Genomic DNA, 15988 nt, shown 5'->3' on the forward strand with positions numbered 1-15988 from the left:
CTATGACGACCGAGATTGACAAAGATGCGTAGCCTTGATGCAGTCGGCCCAGTCAGTTTCTGTTCGGCCAATCCACGATGCACCCCCTTCCTCAAATCGCCAGCTTCTGGTTTGGCTCCGATCTCAGCTGGCTTGAGGCGCTGTGCATACAATCCTATCTGGACCATGGCCATTCCTTCACCCTTTTTGCGGCGCATGACATCGCGGGCATCCCGAATGGCGTCGACCTGCGGCACGCGTCCGAGATACTGTGGCCCGCCCAATTTGATCTGCGGCCCGAAGATCGGCTGGGTGTTGCGGTTTTTTCGGATATTTTCAGGCTGAGGTTGCTGGAAAGCACAGATTTCATCTGGGTGGATCTGGATGCGCTCTGTCTGAAGCCCTTTGATTTTGCGTCCCCTTATGTCTTTGCCCCGTCTCAATCCGGCAAATTTCCCAACGGAGTGCTGCGCTTGCCGCAAGACTCGCAAACGCTTGCGCAGATGCTGGCCTTTGTCACCTCGGCCAACCCGACTCAACCCTGGCGCGGGGCCAAGCTGCGTAGACGCAATGCGCAGCGTATCGCGGAAGGCGAGACCTGGGGTATCGAGGCGCTGCCCTGGGGATGCTCCGGCCCGAAGGCGCTGGGGCATTTTCTGTGTGAGACCGGAGAGGACATCCACGCTATGCCCGCCGATACGTTCTACCCGCTGGCGAATGAGGGGCTTTGGAAGTTGCACGATCCTCGTGTGCCGCCATCCGCTATTGAACGGGACGGGGTGCATTCCGTGCATGTATTTGGGCATCAGAAGAAATTCATGGCCCAACAGACTGCGGGCCTGCCGGCGCGGGGATCGTTTCTCAGCACCTTGTGCACTCGCCACAGGATTGACCCACAAGACAACCCAATCGCGCCGATGGCTTGGATGGGGCTTTAACCGGGCGCGCCCGATAGCTCATGCCGCAGAGCGCGTACTGCCCGCTCTTCGAACTGACCGTAATCTGCGGCTACGTCCTGAATCGCCTTCAGATGCGGCAGACGCTTAGCATAGTCTTCTTGGGACGCAGATTGGATCGCTTGTTGTATCTCTGCCTGTGTCTCGCAGAGGATCATCCCCGAAGTGTCCATGAAATCCCCGATATTCGGACAGCCCCAGTAAATCGGAACCGTTGCGCACAGGATCGAGTCGATCAGTTTCTCGGAAAAATAGTTCCGCTCCCGCACGTTCTCGATCACGACTGAATAGCGGTAAGGGGCCAGCCCATCCGACTTTTGGTCGAAAGGCGTGTATCCGCGCCCCATGATATCCACATCGGCCCCGGTTTCTCGGATCCAGTCGATCACGTCATGGCGCAGCTGGTGGCCCACGAGGTCCCGCTTGGCCGAGGCGATCAGCGAGCAGGATTTAACCTTCTCAGCCTGTAGCTCCTGCCAGTCCGGCACCATCGTCACGCCATAGGGCAGAAAAACGGCGTTGGGCAGGTTTTCCAGCAGAACGTCGTGAAAGGTGAACACCCGAAAGAACCGCCGCCATGTCAGGCGCAGCTGTCGGTCATGCTTGGCGTGGATGGCCGAAGGCTCACCCATCATCAGTGAAATCCGCGCCTTTGTGCCCCGCCGCAATCGCCAGTGAACCGTCGAATTGGGATACATGATCAGATGATCCGTCGGCGCGAGGTCGCCAACTGTTTTGCCCAGCAAACGATCCGGGCAGCCCTCGTGCCAGATCAGCTCGGACAGAGGCACCTTGGCCAGTTTCGGGCCCAGACGGTGCCCGTAAGGCAAAACAGCAATCGCTTCGGTCATTGGTCCGCCTCAGGCAAGTCGACCTGTCCGCGCATCAGAACATAGCCTTGCCCCGCCACCTTGATCCCGGTCATGGCATCGCTCGGACCGACACGCGTCACCGTTGCTTGCCCCGGGCGCCCCATGTCATGGCCTTGCTCAGCGATGAATTGGTCTTTCTTCATCAAACCGTATTTCCAAAGATAGGCCGCCATCGCGCCCGTGGCAGACCCAGTAAATGGGTCCTCGGGTGGGCTGGGCGGGGCCAGCAGCAGGCGCGAGAACGTATCCCCCTGTGTCGTCGCTCCCTGCAAGGTGACCAAAAACGGCTCTGCCATATCTGAACCAGAAAATCCCGCTACTGCTGCCACCTCGCGCAAAGGACCTTCGGCCAGCCGCGCTGCGCGCAAGGCGTCGTGATCCCGCAGCACAGTGATACAGAACGGCAACCCGGTAGAGACAAATCGCGGCGGAGAAATTATCGCGTCCTCGGACAGCGAAATCGCGCTGGCAACCAGATCGGCGGGAACATGTGCTCCAAATTCCGGCGCAACCTGTGTCATCTCGATCTCATTACCGTTCAGACGAATGGCGACAAGGCCTGCCCCGGTTTCCAACGTCAGAGAGTCACCCTCAACTAGGCCGCGCGACCGAAGTGCCGCGACCGTTGCGATGGTCGGATGACCGGCAAAGGGGATTTCACGACTGGCCAGAAAATACCGCACCCGGATATCGGCCACATCCGACGGGCCTGAAAACGTACACTCGACCAGAGAGGTTTCGCGCACATAGGCCATGCAGACCTCGTCCGACAGATGGGCCGCGCCATGGACGACGGCGCAGCCATTGCCACCAAAGGCTTTGTCGGTAAAGGCATCCACCCAGTCAAAATCGAACCAGCTCATCCAGCTTTTCCTTACATGCACATGTCATCCCGGATGCAATCCGGAGCTTGTGCATGTTTCGCTGGTGTCGGGCGGAATGTCACGCGCAAACGCGTGTGGCTGGGGCCGTTCAGTGAACGGCCACCGGCGAGAGATCGTGCTCGCGGGCCAGCACAAAGGCCAGCTTGCGGTCGGCGACAAGCGCCAGTTGCTGCCCGTCTGAGTCATGAACGGCGTACAGCTGATCCAGATCACCCGCCTGATCGCGCAGATCGCTGGGCAAATCGGCAACCTCAACCGTTTTGACATAGACGATACGGTCGCCTTCGGTGTTGATTTCAATCGGTGTGTTCATTGCTCTTACCCCTTCCGTATGTTGATTGTCTGCACCACGGTTTCCGGCACGGCGCGGGTCAGATCCACATGCAGCAGACCGTTCTCCATGATCGCCTCGCCCACCTCAACACCGTCGGCCAGCACGAACATGCGCTGGAATTGACGCGCCGCGATGCCGCGATGCAGGAAGATGCGCCCCTCGCTGTCGTCGCGTTGACGGCCTCGGATCACCAGCTGGCGATCCTCGATTGTGATCGACAGATCCTCTTCCGCGAACCCGGCCACCGCAAGAGTGATGCGGTAGGAATAGTCCGAGGTCTGTTCGATGTTGTAGGGCGGATATCCTTCATTGCCAGCCTTTGCAGACCGTTCCAGAAGGCGTTCCAATTGCTCGAACCCCAACAGATGCGGGTATGAGCCCAAGGTAAGTTTTGACACGTGTTCTCGTCCTTTTATGTCAAAGCGACGTATTGGGCGGCCCCGTTTTGGCAACCGCACAAGATAGAATATGGGAAGAAACCGGGAAGTCCACAAGGTCTGGCGCGATAACGTCTTGCACACTATCTTGTTGGGGACGCACCACAACAAGCCCGAGTCGCCAATGAACGCGCCCACTGACCTTTCCATGAAAACCGACGAAGTTCTGCGTGTTGAGCTGGAGGTTTTTCGCCGTCAGCACCGTGATCTTGATGAGGCGATCGAGGCGTTGCAGGCCACCGGTACATCGGATCAATTGACGATCAAACGGTTGAAAAAGCAGAAACTGCGGCTGAAAGACATCATCCGTCTGATCGAGGATCGCCTGACCCCCGACATCATCGCCTGACGCATTGCCACGCATGCGGATTTGGCTATAGTGCGCGCTCTTTCGAACGGCAGGGACGCAAGCGGATGAGCGATGTGAAAGTGGGGATCATCATGGGCAGCCAATCGGATTGGCCTACGATGAAAGAAGCCGCCAATATCTTGGATGAATTGGGCATCGCGTATGAAAAACGCATCGTTTCGGCCCACCGCACCCCTGATCGTCTTTGGGATTACGGCAAGACCGCTGCGTCGCGCGGTTTGCATGTGATCATCGCAGGCGCTGGCGGGGCCGCACATTTGCCCGGCATGATGGCATCGAAAACCCGCGTGCCAGTGATCGGCGTTCCGGTTCAGACGCGGGCTTTGTCGGGCGTCGACTCGCTGTATTCGATCGTTCAGATGCCGAAAGGGTTTCCTGTGGCAACCATGGCAATCGGCTCGGCAGGTGGGGCCAATGCGGGTCTGATGGCGGCCGGTATTCTGGCCTTGCAGGACGGCGCACTGGCTGAACGGCTGGACGCGTGGCGTGAGGCTCTGTCCGCCTCGATCCCGGAGGAGCCTGTTGATGAGTGACGCTCTGAAACCCGGTGCCCGGATTGGAATCCTGGGCGGAGGCCAGTTGGGCCGGATGCTGTCGGTCGCTGCCTCCCGCTTGGGGTTTGTGACGCATATTTTTGAGCCGGGCGCGAACCCGCCTGCAGCGCAAGTCGCCGACCGCTTGACAACCGCACCCTATGACGACGCCGACGCGCTGCGCGCCTTCGCCGACTCGGTCGATGTCATCACCTACGAGTTCGAGAATATCCCAACCGAGGCGCTAGACCTGTTGGAAGCCCACCGCCCGATCCGACCGGGACGCGAGGCGCTGCGGGTCAGTCAGGACCGGTTGACCGAGAAAAACTTCCTACAAAGTCTGGGGCTCAACACCGCGCCTTTTGCAGACGTCACCGATCTGGCAAGTCTGAATACGGCCATTGAGGAAATCGGCACACCCGCGATCCTGAAGACCCGCCGGTTCGGCTATGACGGCAAAGGCCAGGCCCGCCTGCGCGCGCCTGAGGATGCCGAGGCTGCTCTGGCCGATATGGCCTGCGCGCCTGCGATCCTTGAGGGATTTGTGGAGTTTTCGCACGAGGTCTCGATCATCGCGGCCCGCGGGCTTGATGGTCAGGTCGCCTGCTTTGACCCCGGTGAGAATGTCCACCGCGACGGTATCCTGCACACCACAACGGTCCCTGCCCGCCTGCGCCCGGAGCAACGGACGGATGCGGTACTGCTCGCGGCCAACATTCTAAATGCGCTGGACTATGTGGGCGTGATGGGGGTGGAGCTGTTCGTTACACCCTCGGGCCTGATCGTGAATGAAATCGCGCCTCGGGTGCATAACTCGGGTCATTGGACGCAGAATGGTTGCGCCGTCGACCAGTTCGAACAGCACATTCGCGCCGTGGTCGGATGGCCGTTGGGCGATGGGCAGCGGCATTCGGACGTGGTGATGGAGAACCTGATCGGCGACGACATGGACCGCGTGCCGGACCTAGCGCAGGAGCGGGAAGTTGCATTGCACTTGTACGGCAAGGCCGAGGTCAAGCCGGGACGGAAGATGGGTCACTTCAACCGCATCGCTCGCTGAGGGAAATCGCGCAGTCTGCGCGATGCCTCCGGCGGAGGTATTTTTGAACAGAAGAAGATGAGGTGGTCAGGCGAAAAATCTGGCCGCTATGTCACCGGACATGTGGCTGACACGTCCGCCCGCAAAGGTGGCGGCGACGCGGTGGGTTTTAGCGTCAAGGATGACGATATCGGCGCGTTGACCCGGCATCAGCGTGCCCCGATCTTTCAGGTCAAGAACTCGTGCGGGGCCGGATGAGACAAGCGCCCAGGCGTTTGCAAAATCCAGCAACCCGCTTTTTGCCAACATCAATGCGGCGCGGCGCGGGCTGGGGTAGTGGTAGTCCGAGGCCAGAGCATCACACAGCCCCATCGCGATCAAGTCCAGCGCGCTGGCGTTGCCCTTATGGGAGCCTCCGCGCACCACGTTAGGTGAGCCGAGGATGATATGATCTCCGGCCGCACGTGCGGCTTCGGCGGCGGCGAGGGTTTCGGGGAATTCAGCGATCGAAACGCCTCTGGTGCGCCACCCTGCGCGGGTCCCGGGCGTGGCATCATCGTGGCTGCCCAAGCGCACGCCGCTTTGGGTCAATTCAGCGCAAAGCGTGTCCAACGCCGCAGGGACTTCATCGCTACGGGCGTGCATGGATAGCAGCATCTCAAAATGCGCATCGGGGTTGCGCCCCGCTTTCAAGGCCTGCCCGGTCAGGCGTGGTGGTTTGCGCCCTTCGGCCAGGCGGTCATGCGGCAGGTGATCGTTGAAGACGACATACGGCACCTGCCAATCCGCGATCTTTTCGGCCAAGCCGTCATAATCGTCCAACATATGTGTCTCGAACCGCAATTGCGGGATCAGATCCGTGACGGTGCTGTCCTTGACCTCGGCAATCGCCTTGAACACCTGAGAGGCAAAATCCGGCCCGCGCACCCCGCCCTCCCAGCTGTAGAACTGGGCCAGAACGCCGGTGGTGATGCCGTTGGCGGCAAGTTCGGCCTCGACCGAAAGGATGCCTTCGTTCATCTGCTTCATGGCACCACGGCGCGGGGCAATATGACGTTCAAACCCGTCCCCGTGCAGGTCGATGATGCCGGGGAGAACCAAATAGCCGGACAGATCAACCTGTCGCCCGGTTCGGTCGCCCTGCACCTCCCCTTCGGCGATTGACAAATCGGCACGCGACAACCCGGCCTCCGGCAGCAGAACCTCTGCTCCGGTCAACGTCAGTTCCAATGCGGTCATTCCGTGCGCTCCGAGTCTGGCTCCGAGCAATCCTGCCCGATACAGATCTCGTCAATTACGTCCATCACCCCATCAAGCCAAGTGATTTGCGGGTCGAACTGTCCAAACTCGATGAAGTGCAGCGCCTGAGCCATGACGCGAGGATTGTTCATCATGAAAGTATGCGTCACGGGCAGAACGATATGATCCGCCATACCTTCTACTCGGGTCGTGCGGATCGACACTTTGCCATCGTCAGGCCCGTCTATCATCGTCGAAAAGACCGGGTTCAGAGAATTTTCACCCGCGATCACCCCAAGCTCGAACTCTACCGGAGGCAATTGGCGCGGGATCCCCTCGGGGCCTGTGCCCAACTGCAATCCTGCCGGACCGTTGAGGTAGCCGAACACCTCCCATGCACCCAATTCATCTACCAACTGGCTGCCCTGATTGGGCGGCCCAAGCATAACAACGCGACCCAAATTCTCCGGTTCATGATCCTGCAGCCAGTAGCGCAACAGGATACCGCCCATGGAATGCGCCACGACATTTGCGGTGTCGTCCCCGCATTCGGCGAACGCATCGGGCAGAGTTTGCTCGGCCAATTCCGGAATGCCCAAATCGGTCGACGGATAACCTGGGCGAATGACCGTGTAGCCATGCACCTCGAACAATTGCTCCATCACCGAAAAGGACGCCTCGGTCCGAGCCAGCCCGTGCAGCAGGATCACGCATTTCGCCTGGGCCGCAGCCGGGAGAAGGAGAAAAAATATGGCAAGCAGAACTCTCATACCCGCCAGATAAGGCCTATTTTGGTTCGGGGAAAGATGTGACCTCAGGTTCTGCGCTGTACTGCCAGCGCGATCCCGCCCAAAACCAGCGCTGCGCCGATGATCAATCGTACGCTTGCCACCTCACCCAACAGCAAAATTCCGGCAACGATTGCGATGACAGGGACGCTCAGCTGTACGACCGCAGCGACCGAAGGGGCAAGCTGCGGCAACACGCGATACCAAAGCGCGTAGCCAAGGCCCGAAGTCACGCCTCCGGACAGAGCCGCCAGAAAATAGCCAAATCCGGTCATCTGCCATGTACCACCTGCCACCAGCAAGGCCAATGCCGTGACGGGCAAGGCGACAACAAAATTGGCCGCGGTGCCCTCCAACGCGTTCGGCTCGGAACGCCCGGCCAAGGAATAAGCGGCCCAGCCAATCCCCGCCGCAACCATCAGAGCAGCCCCCAAGGTGTCCACCTGAACGGCCCCCGATGGCCAAAGCACATAGGCCAAACCGCCCAGCGCAACCGCTGCGCCTGCCAATTGGCGCGCCGTCGGGGTCGCTCCAGTCATAGCCCCAACTGCGAACATGGTGATCTGAACGACACCAAACAGGATCAACGCCCCCAACCCGGCGTCCAGCGTCAGGTAAGCCAAAGAAAAGCCAATCATGTAGAGAGACAGTGAACCCGCCCCGATGATCCGACGTGGCGACCGAAGCGGCAGAACCCCGCCCTTCAAAAGAACCAACACGGCCAGAACTACCGCCCCCGCGAGAACACGGACAACGGCGAACCCCGCAGGATCACTCACCCCACTCTCAATCGCCATTCGGTTCAGAATCGAATTGGCCGCAAAGGCGCACATGGTCAGGGAGGTCAGAAGAAAAAGTCTCATGAAACCCGCATAGCGCGTTGCCCCCGCTTTGCACACTCACTTTCCAGCTAAGTGCAACGGCAGCCTTCTTCAGTTCAACAAAACCTCCGCCGAAGGCATGACCGCGCAACGGGCATTCCAAACGCAAACGGGGCCGCCCAAAGGCGACCCCGCTCGTAAGCACTATGGCCTAGGCAGCTTACATCATGCCGCCCATGCCGCCCATGTCGGGCATGCCGCCAGCAGGTGCCGCGCCTTCTTTGGCGGGCTTGTCAGCAACCATTGCTTCGGTGGTGACCAGCAGACCAGCAACCGAGGCCGCGTCTTCCAGCGCGGTACGGACAACTTTGGCCGGGTCAATCACGCCGAACGAGAACATGTCGCCATATTCTTCGGTCTGCGCGTTGAAGCCGAACGATACATCGCCGGATTCACGGACTTTGCCCGCAACGACCGCACCGTCAACACCTGCGTTCTCGGCGATCTGGCGCAGCGGCGCTTCGATCGCTTTGCGAACGATGTTGATACCGGCGTTCTGGTCAGCGTTTGCACCTTCCAGAGTTTCCAGTGCTTTGCCGGCCTGAACCAGAGCAACACCACCGCCGACGACAACGCCTTCCTGCACAGCAGCGCGGGTCGCGTTCAGAGCATCGTCCACACGGTCCTTACGCTCTTTCACTTCAACTTCGGTCATGCCACCGACGCGGATAACAGCAACACCGCCTGCCAGTTTGGCAACGCGCTCTTGCAGCTTCTCACGGTCGTAGTCCGACGAGGTTTCTTCGATCTGAGTGCGGATCTGAGCAACACGTGCTTCGATCTCGGCTTTCTCGCCAGCACCGTCAACGATGGTGGTTTCGTCTTTGGTGATCTCGATCTTCTTGGCGGTGCCCAGCATGTCCATGGTCACGGACTCGAGCTTCATGCCCAGATCTTCGCTGATGACCTGACCGCCGGTCAGGATTGCGATGTCCTGCAGCATGGCTTTGCGGCGATCGCCGAAGCCCGGTGCTTTTACAGCAGCAATTTTCAGGCCGCCGCGCAGTTTGTTGACAACCAGAGTTGCCAGCGCTTCGCCTTCAACATCCTCAGCGATAATCAGCAGAGGCTTCTGCGACTGGATCACCTGCTCGAGCAGCGGAACCATCGGCTGCAGCGAGGACAGTTTCTTTTCGTGCAGCAGGATCATGCAGTCGTCGAGTTCTGCGATCATCTTGTCTGCGTTGGTGACGAAGTAAGGCGACAGGTAGCCACGGTCGAACTGCATACCTTCGACAACATCAGTCTCAGTTTCCAGACCTTTGTTTTCTTCGACGGTGATAACACCTTCGTTGCCAACCTTCTGCATCGCGTCTGCGATCTGGCTGCCGATTTCAGCTTCACCGTTGGCCGAAATGGTGCCAACCTGAGCAACTTCGGCCGAGTCTTTGACTTCGCGCGAAGCGGCCTTGATGCCTTCAACAACCTTGGCGGTCGCCAGGTCGATGCCACGCTTCAGATCCATCGGGTTCAGGCCAGCAGCAACCTGCTTCAGACCTTCTTTGACGATGGACTGAGCCAGAACGGTTGCGGTGGTGGTGCCGTCACCGGCTTCGTCATTGGTGCGGCTGGCGACTTCTTTCACCATCTGCGCGCCCATGTTTTCGAACTTGTCTTCCAGTTCGATTTCCTTGGCAACCGAAACACCGTCTTTGGTGATGCGCGGTGCGCCGAAGGATTTATCCAGAACCACGTTGCGGCCTTTGGGGCCCAGGGTCACTTTAACAGCATCGGCCAGGATGTTCACACCTGCCAGCATGCGGTTACGGGCATCGGTGTCGAACTTGACGTCCTTTGCAGCCATGTCGTTTCTCCTTGAGAAATTAGTTGTAAATGAAGATCAGAGTGAAGCGCGGCGGCTTACTCGATGATCCCCATGATGTCGCTTTCTTTCATCATCAGCAGCTCTTCGCCGTCGACCTGAACCTCGGTGCCCGACCATTTGCCGAACAGGATCTTGTCGCCAGCTTTGACCGCCATTGCGATCAGCTCGCCGCTGTCCTTGCGTGCGCCTTCACCGGTTGCGACGACTTCGCCTTCGCTGGGCTTTTCTTTTGCGCTGTCAGGAATGATCAGGCCGCCTGCGGTTTTCTCTTCGCTTTCTGTACGGCGAACCAGCACACGGTCATGAAGCGGTTTCAATGCCATCTTTGCAGCTCCTTGGGCTCAAAGTTTATCTATCCTCCCCTCGCCGACTGGCGAGGCGTTAGCACTCAAGGGTAGAGAGTGATAACGACGCATAGCTAGTCAGCCCCCCCGACTGTGTCAACTATCTTGTCGCAAAAACTTGTCGCAAAAACTTGCCGCAAAAAACGCCCGGAAAAATCCGGGCGTTCTAAAACTACAAAAAACAAATTAAGCGCGTTTTTTTCGACGCATTAGACCCAAGGCACCAAGACCACCTATCAGCAGCAGACCAGCAGCTGGAAGTGGAACTGGAGCCACTGTCGCAGTGAACAAGAAATCGTTTGGACGTTCCTCACCATTCACCCAACCGCGGCCTACGATACCGGAACCACCAAGTCGGTGACCATCATTGAGGAAAAGAAAAGCGGGGCTGGTAGGATCATTCATGTCCTGCTGTTTACCCATCAGCAGGTTCCCTCCGACGCTACCAGATCCTCCTGTTGCGGTAAAAAAACCACCGCCGAAATCAACGATGCCTGAAAGAACATAGCTAATGGCAACATTTGTAGGCGAAGTTACATTGCCAAACAGCGACTGGTTAACTGTACCAGTAATTGACGCTGTACCCAGCACATCGTCATAGATCAAAAACGCATTGTTGTTTTGGAATGTGTAAAATAAATCTGGGTCTTCCCTGTCTAGCCGCAGACCGTAGTCATAGTTCGCTTGCGCCGAACCACCAGGGTGGTCACCCAGAAGATATCGATAAGTAGCCGCGTCAGCACTACTTGCAGCCAGACAAAAAGCTAAAAAGAGACAACAAACTCTGATCATTACGCACTCCAAAACACCGTTTAACCATTTCACACCCTCATAACCATCTCACGGATCAGTCTTGCATCCAAACTAAAAGCCCATTTTTTGCCATAATTGGATGGAAGTTCTCCGTTTTGGAGATCTCACAAGAGGCTACTCAGCCAAAAGCTGAACCACCCAAATACAATGTGATCGAAGGACGAAAATTGTTTCGGTTAGTCGGGCAAAGTTGAATGATTCGCGCCCCTAGTTCCGCAACTCACTATCCTCCCAACTGTAGGCCCAGTGTTTAAGGCCTTCCTGCCCCGCATCCGTTAGGGCGTAAACACCTTTTTCAACCTTTTCGAACCACCCGTAGTGATTGGTGCGCATCAGCCGAGTGGCCTCAGCTACGCCTGTCGACTTCGCGACCTCGGCCCCTTTGCAGGCGCCATGTTCGGCAAGATGGGCCGCGCATTTCAAAGCATCCTGACGATAGGCCGTGACAATGCCGTGCCGCGTTGCGCCGCCAGAGTTCGGGTCGCCTTGCAACCGATCAAACTCTCGCAGCATCCGGCCCGCTTTAGCCTTGTTCTTGCGCGGGGCATAGGGGCCGGGATCGCACTGCACCTCGACCGCTCCGTCCGCGCGCACGGTGATCAGTCCCAAGCCCAACCTGCGGCAGAGCGCCAGATTGTCCCGCAACGCACGACGCGCGGTGCGTCCGGTTGGTTTGCTGACGCCTAGATAGACCTGATCCGTGATCCTGAGCCGCGCGACGGCCTGATGAAACAAAGCCAGCGAAAAGCGCAGCTTCAACTCGACAATCACCGGCTCGGACCCGTCGCGCACGGCCATGATGTCGGCTGCGCCAACCTCACCTTTTACGGTATAGCCCTGCCTCTCGAACAATGCCTTGATGGGGGGATAAAGATCCTGCTCGCGCTCCATGGCCCAATGCTATGCGTTTCGTGTCGAAATACCAGATGGGTCGCCTTGAATATGCTGCATTTGGATGCCTAAATCCTGTGTCGTCTGTTTGACCAACCGAGGAAGGACCGCCTATGCGCCTGATGGCCCTTTTTGGACTATTGCTTCTGCCCATGACGGCACATGCCGCCTGCGAAGGTCACGACCTGCGGCCCTTGATGTCGGAAGAGGATCAGGCCGCCCTGCAGCACTCCCTTGCCTCGGTCCCCTACCCCGAGGGCAATCACTGGATCGCCACCAAGGGCGATACGACCCTGCACCTGATCGGAACACTGCACACCAGTGATGCACGGATGGGGCCGGTCGTCGAACGGCTGACACCCATCGTAGCCCAGGCAGACGCGATCTATTTCGAAGTCACCGAGGCCAAAATGGAAGCGTTCGAGCAAGGTTTGGCCAATGATCTGAGCCCCGTGATGATCACCGAGGGCCCCACCCTGATCGACCTGATGAGCGCCGAGGACTGGGCTGCCCTCTCGGCCTCTTTAGCCGAACGCGGCATTCCCAGCTGGATGGCAGCCAAAATGCGGCCGTGGTTTCTGAGCATGATGTTGGGCATCCCGCCCTGCCTGATGCAGAACCCGGATGCGAACCATGGTATGGATGCCCGCCTGACAGACGTGGCCGAGGCGCACGGAATCCCCCAGCACTCGCTGGAGCGGATCGAAGACCTGATGGCTATGTTCGACACGCTTTCACTGGAACAACAGGTCGACTCGCTGGTCCGCCTGTCCGGAGCGATGCAGGCCGATGCCAACCACCTTGCCACGATGGCCAATGCGTATCTCGAGGAAAAACATGCGCAGATCCTGCAACTGGCCCGGATTCAGGGGTTCGAGGCTTCGGGCCTGTCGCAAAAGGATTACGACGCAGAATGGGCGCAGTTCGAACAGCAATTGTTGGTGGATCGCAATAACAGTTGGATGGACCACATCCTGCGTATTCAAGACCAAACGGCCGTGATCGCTGTTGGTGCCGGGCATCTCAGCCAGACATACGGCTTGCTCTCACTTCTGGAAAGGGAAGGCTACACGCTGACGCGCGCGCCGTTCTGAATTCTCGACATGGCAGACCAACAGTCGCATGGGCCCGCAAGCGGGTGACAAGCCATGTCTCGCGCCCTATAAGGCGCGCAAATTTCCAATCCGCAGGACGCTGATATGACAACCCTAGTATTTGGTCACAAATCTCCCGACACCGATTCCACCGGCTCTCCGATCCTGTGGTCGTGGTACCTGAACGAAGTAAAAGGCGAGCAGGCCGAACCCGTGCTGCTGGGCGAGCCCAACACCGAAGCCGCCTTCATGCTGCAGCGCTGGGACCTGCCCAAGCCACGCATCATCGCAGACGTGGAAGCGGACACTCCGGTTGTCATCGTCGACACCAACAACCCGGCCGAGCTGCCCGCCAGCGTTAACAGCGCCGACATTCGCGCCATTATCGATCACCACAAGCTGGTTGGCGGTTTGGAAACCAAAGGACCAATCGACATCACCGTGCGCCCTCTGGCCTGCACCGCGACCATCATGGTTGACCTGATGGGTGACGACGCCGCCAAGATGCCCGAGGCCATCAAAGGCGCGGCGCTGACCTGCATCCTGTCCGACACGCTGGAATTCCGCTCGCCCACCACCACCGCGCATGACCGCGAAGTGGCCGAGAAACTGGCAGCGGAACTGGGTCTGGATGTATCGGCTTATGCGGCAGATATGTTCGCGGCAAAATCGGATGTGTCCTCGTTCTCGGACGCCGAATTGATCCGCATGGACAGCAAGGAATACGAAGTTGACGGCACCAAGTTCCGTGTTTCGGTTCTGGAAACCACGGTTCCGGGCGTTGTTCTGGACCGCAAGGGCAGCTTGGCCGCGTCGATGGTTGACGTAGCAAAAGAAGACGGCGTCGATCAGGTGCTGCTGTTCGTCGTCGACATCCTGAACGAAGAAGCCACCCTGCTGGTCCCAAATGAATTGGTCAAAACCGTTGCCGAGAAAAGCTTCGGTGCATCGGTCGACGGCGACGCCGTCGTCCTGCCCGGCATCATGAGCCGGAAAAAGCAGATCATTCCGAACCTCAAGGTCTGAGACCTTACTCTAAGGCGCCCCAAGCGGGCGCCTTTTTCTTTGTGCGAGGCTCTGCCTCGCGCTCCGGGATATTTTTAGCCAGATGAAGTGCGGATCCCTTGCTTCTTCTGTTTCAAAATACCTCGGGGGAGGCGCGGCTTGCCGCGGCGGGGGCAGCGCCCCCTCTGGCAAAACCCGCCAAGCTCTGCCATAGGCTTGGCTGTCTGCAGACCATGCCAAAGGGAATCCCATGACCCAGATCATCTCCGCCCTCCACGAGATCTCCGACCGTTACAAAGTACTTTTTGTCGATCTTTGGGGCTGTGTTCACAATGGGATCACTGCGTATCCGGAAGCGGTTGCCGCGTTGCAAACCTACCGCTCGAAGGGCGGTTTCGTTGTTCTGGTGACAAACTCACCAAAACCGCGCGCGGGCGTCGCCACGCAGTTATCGCAGTTCAAGGTCCCCGCCGATGCCTATGACACCATCGCCACAAGCGGGGATTCAGCGCGTTCAGCCATGTTCCGCGGAACGGTCGGCGAAAAGGTCTACTTCATGGGCGAATGGGAACGCGATGCGGGGTTCTTCGAGCCCCTGAAGCTGTTGGACCATCCTGTTCATATCGAGCGCGTCCCTCTGGATCAGGCCGAGGGGATCGTATGCTGCGGGCCTTTTGACACAATGGCGGATCCCGACGTAAATCGCCCGGACTTCCTATATGCCAAGCAAAAAGGCATGAAGCTGCTATGTGCGAACCCTGACATAGTGGTCGATCGGGGCGAAGTACGGGAATGGTGCGCAGGCGCTTTGGCGAAGCTTTACACCGAGATGGGTGGTGAGAGCCTGTATTTCGGCAAACCCCATCCTCCGATCTATGATCTGGCGCGTCGTCGCATGCAGGAAATGGATGTTGACGTCTCGGACAGCGACGTTCTGGCTATCGGTGACGGCCCGCATACCGACATCCTTGGCGGCATGGGGGAGGGAATCGATACGCTCTTTATCTCAGGCGGGTTAGCCGCAGCGGAGACGAAAACGTCGCACCACCCCCATGCAGAATCTCTAAGCACCTATATTGAAAGGGAAAAGATCAATCCCACCTATACAATCGGGCGTTTGCGGTAGTCATTTTTCACTTGATTTTCTGCAGTTGCGAAGTAATAAAGTTGCCAACGGATGGCCGATGGTAGACTTTTGTTACTCGGCAGATATCAAGTGAGGGCACCATGTTGGACAATCTTCCACGCGGAACGATCTGTATTGAAGACATCGAGATGGGCATGTCCCGCCACCTGCGCAAAGTGGTGACGGATGAAGATATCGAGATGTTCGCCCAGGTCTCGACCGACCGGAACCCTGTGCATCTGGACGACGACTACGCCCGCGATACGATCTTTGAGGGCCGCATCGCGCATGGGATGCTGACAGCCGGGTTGATCTCGGCCGTGATTGGTGAGCAACTGCCTGGCCACGGGACGGTCTACATGGGTCAGTCGCTGAAGTTCCTGGCTCCGGTCCGCCCCGGCGACATGGTCTATGCCGAGGTCAAGGTGATCGATATTGATTTTGCCAAACGCCGCGTGAAGCTGGACTGTCACTGCGCAGTCGACGGCAAAAAGGTTCTGGTCGGTGAAGCCATGGTCCTTGCTCCATCGCGTAAGTTCGACTGAGCGAGTAAACACACACCTTGCCACAGAGGGGCT

19 protein-coding genes are annotated in these 15988 nt (G+C 58.4%); 8 read left to right on the forward strand and 11 right to left on the reverse strand.

The features are described 5' to 3' along the window. The first annotated feature begins 77 nt into the window (after nt 1-77). Complete coding sequence (locus tag J7394_RS04710; protein ID WP_209251321.1) at nt 78-917, forward strand: hypothetical protein; 840 nt, start codon at nt 78-80, stop codon at nt 915-917. On the opposite strand, the gene J7394_RS04715 is transcribed toward J7394_RS04710, so the two are convergent. From J7394_RS04715 to J7394_RS04730, 4 genes are all read right to left on the reverse strand, one after another. Beyond that, on the reverse strand, nt 914-1786 hold the full coding sequence (locus tag J7394_RS04715) for a glycosyltransferase family 10 (protein WP_209251322.1): 873 nt from the start codon (nt 1784-1786) through the stop codon (nt 914-916). The two genes, J7394_RS04710 and J7394_RS04715, sit on opposite strands and share 4 nt — an antisense overlap. After that, nucleotides 1783-2670, reverse strand: coding sequence for a PhzF family phenazine biosynthesis protein (locus tag J7394_RS04720; protein ID WP_209251323.1), 888 nt, complete (start codon nt 2668-2670; stop codon nt 1783-1785). Before J7394_RS04720 ends, J7394_RS04715 begins: the two co-directional genes overlap by 4 nt. Before the next feature lie 109 nt (nt 2671-2779). Continuing rightward, nucleotides 2780-3004 (reverse strand): DUF1150 family protein, encoded by a 225-nt coding sequence (locus J7394_RS04725; protein WP_170374662.1) that lies wholly within the window; start codon nt 3002-3004, stop codon nt 2780-2782. Nucleotides 3005-3009: 5 nt separating this feature from the next. Then, nucleotides 3010-3423, reverse strand: coding sequence for an Hsp20 family protein (locus tag J7394_RS04730; RefSeq protein WP_170374660.1), 414 nt, complete (start codon nt 3421-3423; stop codon nt 3010-3012). A 163-nt stretch (nt 3424-3586) separates the two neighbouring features. Between J7394_RS04730 and J7394_RS04735 the strand changes: the two genes are divergently transcribed. The 3 genes from J7394_RS04735 to J7394_RS04745 all read left to right on the forward strand — a co-directional run bounded on the left by J7394_RS04735 (nt 3587) and on the right by J7394_RS04745 (nt 5425). Beyond that, a complete protein-coding gene (locus J7394_RS04735) occupies nt 3587-3811 on the forward strand; it encodes a YdcH family protein (protein WP_037308505.1) in 225 nt (74 codons plus the stop codon). A gap of 65 nt (nt 3812-3876) precedes the next feature. Further along, nucleotides 3877-4365 carry a 5-(carboxyamino)imidazole ribonucleotide mutase gene (gene purE / locus J7394_RS04740; RefSeq protein WP_170664738.1) on the forward strand — a complete coding sequence of 163 codons (489 nt, stop codon included), beginning with the start codon at nt 3877-3879 and terminating at the stop codon, nt 4363-4365. Further along, nucleotides 4358-5425: a 5-(carboxyamino)imidazole ribonucleotide synthase gene (locus J7394_RS04745; protein WP_209251324.1), complete on the forward strand. Its 1068-nt coding sequence runs from the start codon at nt 4358-4360 to the stop codon at nt 5423-5425. Before purE ends, J7394_RS04745 begins: the two co-directional genes overlap by 8 nt. A 66-nt stretch (nt 5426-5491) precedes the next feature. Here J7394_RS04745 and J7394_RS04750 read toward each other — a convergent pair whose 3' ends face one another. The 7 genes from J7394_RS04750 to J7394_RS04780 form a co-directional block, all read right to left on the reverse strand. After that, nucleotides 5492-6643 (reverse strand): alpha-D-ribose 1-methylphosphonate 5-triphosphate diphosphatase, encoded by a 1152-nt coding sequence (locus J7394_RS04750; protein ID WP_209251326.1) that lies wholly within the window; start codon nt 6641-6643, stop codon nt 5492-5494. After that, the gene (locus J7394_RS04755) at nt 6640-7413 is read right to left on the reverse strand and encodes a triacylglycerol lipase (protein WP_209251328.1); all 774 of its coding nucleotides are present in this window, start codon (nt 7411-7413) and stop codon (nt 6640-6642) included. The genes J7394_RS04750 and J7394_RS04755 overlap by 4 nt, the downstream gene beginning before the upstream one ends. 44 nt (nt 7414-7457) lie before the next feature. Then, on the reverse strand, nt 7458-8294 hold the full coding sequence (locus J7394_RS04760) for a DMT family transporter (protein WP_209251330.1): 837 nt from the start codon (nt 8292-8294) through the stop codon (nt 7458-7460). Nucleotides 8295-8472: 178 nt separating this feature from the next. Next, nucleotides 8473-10116: a chaperonin GroEL gene (gene groL / locus J7394_RS04765; protein WP_170643143.1), complete on the reverse strand. Its 1644-nt coding sequence runs from the start codon at nt 10114-10116 to the stop codon at nt 8473-8475. Between the two features lie 56 nt (nt 10117-10172). Next, nucleotides 10173-10460, reverse strand: a complete 288-nt coding sequence (gene groES / locus J7394_RS04770) for a co-chaperone GroES (RefSeq protein ID WP_170352338.1) — start codon at nt 10458-10460, stop codon at nt 10173-10175. 207 nt (nt 10461-10667) lie between these two features. Next, the gene (locus J7394_RS04775; RefSeq protein ID WP_209251332.1) at nt 10668-11273 is read right to left on the reverse strand and encodes a VPLPA-CTERM sorting domain-containing protein; all 606 of its coding nucleotides are present in this window, start codon (nt 11271-11273) and stop codon (nt 10668-10670) included. Nucleotides 11274-11501: 228 nt separating this feature from the next. Next, entirely contained in the window at nt 11502-12185 is a 684-nt protein-coding gene (locus tag J7394_RS04780) for a DUF2161 domain-containing phosphodiesterase (RefSeq protein WP_209251334.1), read from the reverse strand. A 113-nt stretch (nt 12186-12298) separates the two neighbouring features. Between J7394_RS04780 and J7394_RS04785 the strand changes: the two genes are divergently transcribed. The 4 genes from J7394_RS04785 (at nt 12299) to J7394_RS04800 (ending at nt 15955) form a co-directional block, all read left to right on the forward strand. Beyond that, nucleotides 12299-13279 carry a TraB/GumN family protein gene (locus tag J7394_RS04785; protein ID WP_209251336.1) on the forward strand — a complete coding sequence of 327 codons (981 nt, stop codon included), beginning with the start codon at nt 12299-12301 and terminating at the stop codon, nt 13277-13279. Between the two features lie 105 nt (nt 13280-13384). After that, a complete protein-coding gene (locus J7394_RS04790) occupies nt 13385-14305 on the forward strand; it encodes a manganese-dependent inorganic pyrophosphatase (protein ID WP_209251338.1) in 921 nt (306 codons plus the stop codon). Nucleotides 14306-14534: 229 nt separating this feature from the next. Beyond that, complete coding sequence (locus tag J7394_RS04795; protein ID WP_209251340.1) at nt 14535-15410, forward strand: TIGR01459 family HAD-type hydrolase; 876 nt, start codon at nt 14535-14537, stop codon at nt 15408-15410. A gap of 101 nt (nt 15411-15511) precedes the next feature. After that, nucleotides 15512-15955 carry a MaoC family dehydratase gene (locus J7394_RS04800; RefSeq protein WP_074736482.1) on the forward strand — a complete coding sequence of 148 codons (444 nt, stop codon included), beginning with the start codon at nt 15512-15514 and terminating at the stop codon, nt 15953-15955. Nucleotides 15956-15988: the final 33 nt, after the last annotated feature.

The sequence above is a fragment of the Ruegeria sp. R13_0 genome, from assembly GCF_017743995.1.
Classification (GTDB): Bacteria; Pseudomonadota; Alphaproteobacteria; order Rhodobacterales; family Rhodobacteraceae; genus Ruegeria.